This is a genomic window from Palleronia salina (assembly GCF_900141995.1).
GTDB lineage: Bacteria > Pseudomonadota > Alphaproteobacteria > Rhodobacterales > Rhodobacteraceae > Palleronia > Palleronia salina.
The window spans coordinates 1-4,492 of sequence record NZ_FQZA01000027.1 but is presented as its reverse complement, the minus strand read 5'-3'; the positions used below and the strand labels follow the sequence as shown (position 1 = coordinate 4,492).

Below are 4,492 nucleotides of genomic sequence, written 5' to 3'. Positions count from 1 at the left end.
TATAAGGTCCGACAACGGTGCCGAATTTGTTGCTCTGAAGGTCCGCGACTGGATCGGCGCCGTCGGTGCCAAGACCGCCTACATCGAGCCTGGCTCACCTTGGGAGAACGGCTACTGCGAAAGCTTCAACGCTCGATTCCGCAACGAGCTGCTCGACGGAGAGGTTTTCTATTCGCTCCGTGAGGCCCAGATCCTCATCGAGCGGTGGCGTCGCCACTACAATACCGTCCGGCCCCACAGCGCCTTGGGCTACAGGCCTCCGGCGCCGGAGAGCATCATAGCCGTCGACCGGCGACCAGCGATGCACTAACAATCAACCTGGACCACTCGGTTGGGGCAGCTCACGTCGTTGATCGTACCGGACAGGTTCTCGATGCCGGTCATGAGGTCGCCCGCCGCGTTTCCGGTCCACCCCATGCCGCGGAACAGCGATACGTTCACGCCCTCTTGCGCGAAACCGCTCAAGCTGTCGGTGATGTAGCTCAGACTGTCTCCTCCGGCGCCGCCGTCGATCGTGTCGGTGCCCCGCGAGCCTATGAACCTGTCGTTCCCCCCAAGGCCACGGAGCCGGCCATCCCCGGTGCCGCCGATCATCACGTCGTTGCCGCTGGTGCCGGTGAAGGCCTCGACAGAGATGGGTTCGACAACGATGTCGGTACTGCCGGGACGAGACACCGTGACAGCGCGCGCGAGCAGGTCAACTCTGACGGCAGCCTCGTTGACGAAGCTGAGCATGTCCGTGCCGTCCCCGGCAAAGACGCGCCCGCTCGTCCCGTTCCAGACCATCCAGTCGTTTCCTGCCGTGCCGGTCTGGCTGCCCGGGACAAAGTCGCCATCGGCAAACCGCAGGATCTCGACGTCCCGCAGAGAGTCGGTGCCATCCGCCCCGGAATGCGACACGGTGTAATAGACGGAACGTGGGGAAAATCCGTCCGTCTCGGTCACGGTGTATTCCGACCGGCTGAAATTGAAGACAGCAACGTCGGTGCCGGTGTCGCCATCGATCCTGTCGTTGCCGCCATTTCCGGTCAGGATGTCGTCGCCGATATTGCCAAACAGCGTGTCCGCGGCGTTGCTGCCGGCCAGTGTGTCGTTGTGTTCGGTCCCGCGGAGCAGTTCGATCCCGATATAGGTGTCACCGGCGGCGACGCCCGCCGTACCCATGCCGGTGAGCAGCGAAGCCGCAATCGGATCCGTGTTCGAGCGGGAGTTATAGTTCGCTTGATCCGGGCTGCCGACCGGATTGGCGCCCCCGTTGAAAACGCGCCCCTGCCCAGCGCCGGTGATACTGAAGGATTCCTGACCCGCGCCGCCGGTGATCTGGAAACTGCCGCCGCTGATGTCGAAACGGCTGCCCGAATCGCCAACCGTTACCGCCTCGATGGACTTCAGCTTGACGATGGTCCCGTTGCCGAGATTGACCAACGAATTGTTCTCGGGCCGGTCCGTCAGGAAAAACGAAACGCGCTGGTCCCCGAACGATACGGTATCCGTCCCGGCCCTGCCGTCGATCAGTGTCGTCGGGTTCAGCGGATCGAACGTCAGGGTGTCGTTGCCCACGGTCCCGAGCAGCGCCAGATCGGGCCGTTCGACCACCTGCACGGTATAGCTCCCGGGGGTTAGACCCAACGAGGCCTCGATGTCCGACGCATCGAGATCCAGCCACAGATCGTTGGTATCGTTCACGAAAAACAGAGAAGGCACGGTCGCTTGCGCCGGGTCCGTGTTGGGATAACGGGTGCCGTTGCCGACCTGCAGGTCAAGATCCGTCAACAGCGTCGTGGTGCCGTCCATCGTGATCTCGACCGCATAGACCGCGCCCGGCGTGCCCGAGAACAGGAACCAGTCCGCGTCCAGCACCGAGTCAAAATCGCTTGTGAACGGCACACCGACCGTCAGCCGGGCGGTCGTGCTGGTATCGCCCGGGACGTCTTCGTTTTCCATCTTCCGCTAGCCTTATGCTTTACCCCGGGACCCATGACCCCCGGACACAGGTTCAGGTTGCATCGGACGGGGCGTCCCCGCAACCGCCCGTGCCGGGGAAAGACCCGTGCGCGGGATGAATACAGCATCGTGCAAGACGGCATCCGCACCGAAGTGACCCATCTGAATGGCGGCACCGACGGGGTCGATGTGATCGGCGACGCCGAAATCCTGCGGTTCGCCGACGGGGACGTCATCCTCTGAGCGGGCAGTTCGACGGGGACGTCGCGTGGACATCCGGGTCGGGTGGTTGCAGTATGTGGCTCAACTTTAGTGTGATTGTTGCAAGTTGGCGGGGCCGATATGTTGTACAGAATTCTCGCCGACAAGCCGGATTTCTTCCTCGAAGCATTTCTCGACGAAAATGGCTTTTTGAACGTCGACGGGACCCTCGTGGATTCCACCAGTCTCGTGCAGGTCAACTCCTATAACGGGCTGGTCACCCGGATCGAGGGCGCCGATTTCGCTCTGACCGCCGAGGGGGTGGTGCTCGGCGGCACCGTTTCCAGCCTCAGTGTCGAGGACGGGACGACGACGATCGGCACGATTACCGGAGTCGATTGGGACCTGGCGGCGCTCGTCGACGCCCTGCAATCGGCCGTGAGGTACGATTTCGCGCCGCTTGCGGCGTTGTTCAACGAGACGGCCCCGATCACCATCGATGCCAGCATGGCGACCGATCTTGTCGATACCTTCGATATTTCCTGGTCAGTGGTCGGCTTGATCGATGGTCTGATCTACGAGGACAGCGAATTCCACGACTTCGTGCGCGGCACGTCCGGCGACGATCAGTTCACCGTCTCGGGTGGCTCCGACTATTCGTACAACGACTTCGAGGCGACCGACGGCAACGACCTTTACGATTTCGCCGGCGCGAACCGCCGCGTCTATGCCGTACTGGACTACGGCCAGCGCTTCGGCAGCACCCCGACAGCAATCACGGCCACGATCGACGGGCTGACAGACACCGGCAGCATTCAGGCGGGCGGCTTCACCGATACCATAACCGGCATCGCCAACAAGCTTGTCGGCCAGGGCTTCGGTCTGTGGGGCAGCGCCTTCGGCGACACGTTCAACGTCGTGCAGGTGCAGGACGGCTGGATCGACATCATCGGCGGCGAAGGCAGCGACACCTACAATCTGACGCTGACCGATGGCGGCACCGTAGCCCTCGACTTCAGCAGCAGACCGGGGCAAGACCCGACCCGGGGCATCGTCGTCGATCTTTCCAGCGGCAGTATCCAGGACGACGGGTACGGCACCTCCGACACGCTCAACCTGGTCGACAACGGCGGGCTGCTCGAGATTAGGGCCACCGATTTCGCGGACTCGATCACGGGATCGGCTCGGGACGAACGCTTCACCGGCCATCAAGGCGACGATACCATCAACGGGGGCAGGGCTGGGATACCATCTGCTACGATTGGGGTGGCGTGGGGCCGGTCAATGTCAACCTGGTGACCGGCGTCGCGACGGGAACCTGGCGTGGCGAAGCCTTCCGCCATACCCTGAGCGGCATCGAGGAAGTCCATGGTTCGGTGACCGGCGACGATACCATCCTCGGCGGGACGGCCGATGAGTTGTTCGACGGTGATGGCGGCGATGACTGGCTGCATGGCGGCGCCGGTAGGGATCGGTTGTACGGCAAAGACGGCAACGACACGCTGCGCGGCGGCGACGGGCGCGATCTGCTGCACGGCGGCCAGGGCGACGACAGGCTCGATGCCTCCGGTGGAAGCGCCGGAACGCAAGGCATCGGCGATATCGTGGCGCCCGGCACCGGGCGCGACACCATCATCGGGCACGAGGCCGCGTGGCGGGCCGGCGATAACGGCGGCCTGGACCTGATCTATAGACACGTGACCGGCACGGGCGGGATGGTCGTCACGATCGGGGCGGACGGCTCGGGCACCGCGGTGTCGAACGTGGCGGGTGTCGTCGATGACAGCTTCACCTTCGTCGACTACGTCGGAGGCACGCATCAGTCCGACCGGCTGTCCGGCTCGGACAACTGGGAATCCTTCGTCGGCCAAGGCGGGAACGACACCATCGACGGGGGCGGCGGGTCCGACTTCCTGGAATACTGGCGGGAAGAGGGCGCCACCCAGGGGGTCGTCGTCGACCTGTCCTCCTCGACCGCCACCGACAGCACCGGCGGCACCGACACCCTTGCCAATATCGAGGGCGCGGTGGGCACCGTCTTCTCCGACGATCTCGTCGGCTCGGTTGGGGACAACTGGCTCTCGGGGCGCGGTGGCGACGACACGGCCGCCGGCGGAGACGGCGCGGACACGCTCGATGGCGGCGACGGGAACGATACCCTGGATGGCGGCCAGGGCGCGGACCTGATCTATGGCGGCGCGGGGAGCGATTCCCTGACGGGCGGCGCGGGACCCGGGGTGGATTGGCTCGTGCCCGGCGGGGGGAACGACACGGTGGACGGGGGCGCGGGCAACGACATGGTGTCGTTCTCGGACCTGGCCGAGACGCCCGGGCGGACCAACCTGGA

At 64.5% G+C, this 4,492-nt stretch carries 4 protein-coding genes; 3 read left to right on the top strand and 1 reads right to left on the bottom strand.

Annotated elements, in window-relative coordinates; genetic code table 11:
- Positions 1 to 310: integrase core domain-containing protein (locus tag BUB76_RS17225; protein ID WP_139250858.1), on the top strand; the 310-nt coding region annotated here is incomplete at its 5' end.
- On the opposite strand, the gene BUB76_RS17220 is transcribed toward BUB76_RS17225, so the two are convergent.
- Positions 307 to 1,944, bottom strand: a complete 1,638-nt coding sequence (locus tag BUB76_RS17220) for a calcium-binding protein (protein WP_073130700.1) — start codon at positions 1,942 to 1,944, stop codon at positions 307 to 309. The genes BUB76_RS17225 and BUB76_RS17220 overlap by 4 nt on opposite strands.
- 342 nt (positions 1,945 to 2,286) lie before the next feature.
- Between BUB76_RS17220 and BUB76_RS17215 the strand changes: the two genes are divergently transcribed.
- Both BUB76_RS17215 and BUB76_RS18290 read left to right on the top strand, forming a co-directional pair.
- On the top strand, positions 2,287 to 3,444 hold the full coding sequence (locus BUB76_RS17215; RefSeq protein ID WP_073130697.1) for a hypothetical protein: 1,158 nt from the start codon (positions 2,287 to 2,289) through the stop codon (positions 3,442 to 3,444).
- The coding region (locus tag BUB76_RS18290) for a calcium-binding protein (RefSeq protein ID WP_139250922.1) at positions 3,441 to 4,492 on the top strand (1,052 nt) is incomplete at its 3' end. The genes BUB76_RS17215 and BUB76_RS18290, both read left to right, overlap by 4 nt.

Coding starts and splice junctions, on each gene's coding strand:
- BUB76_RS17215 (WP_073130697.1), top strand. CDS start 2,287: ATGTTGTACAGAATTCTCGCCGACAAGCCGGATTTCTTCCTCGAAGCA.
- BUB76_RS17220 (WP_073130700.1), bottom strand. CDS start 1,944: ATGGAAAACGAAGACGTCCCGGGCGATACCAGCACGACCGCCCGGCTG.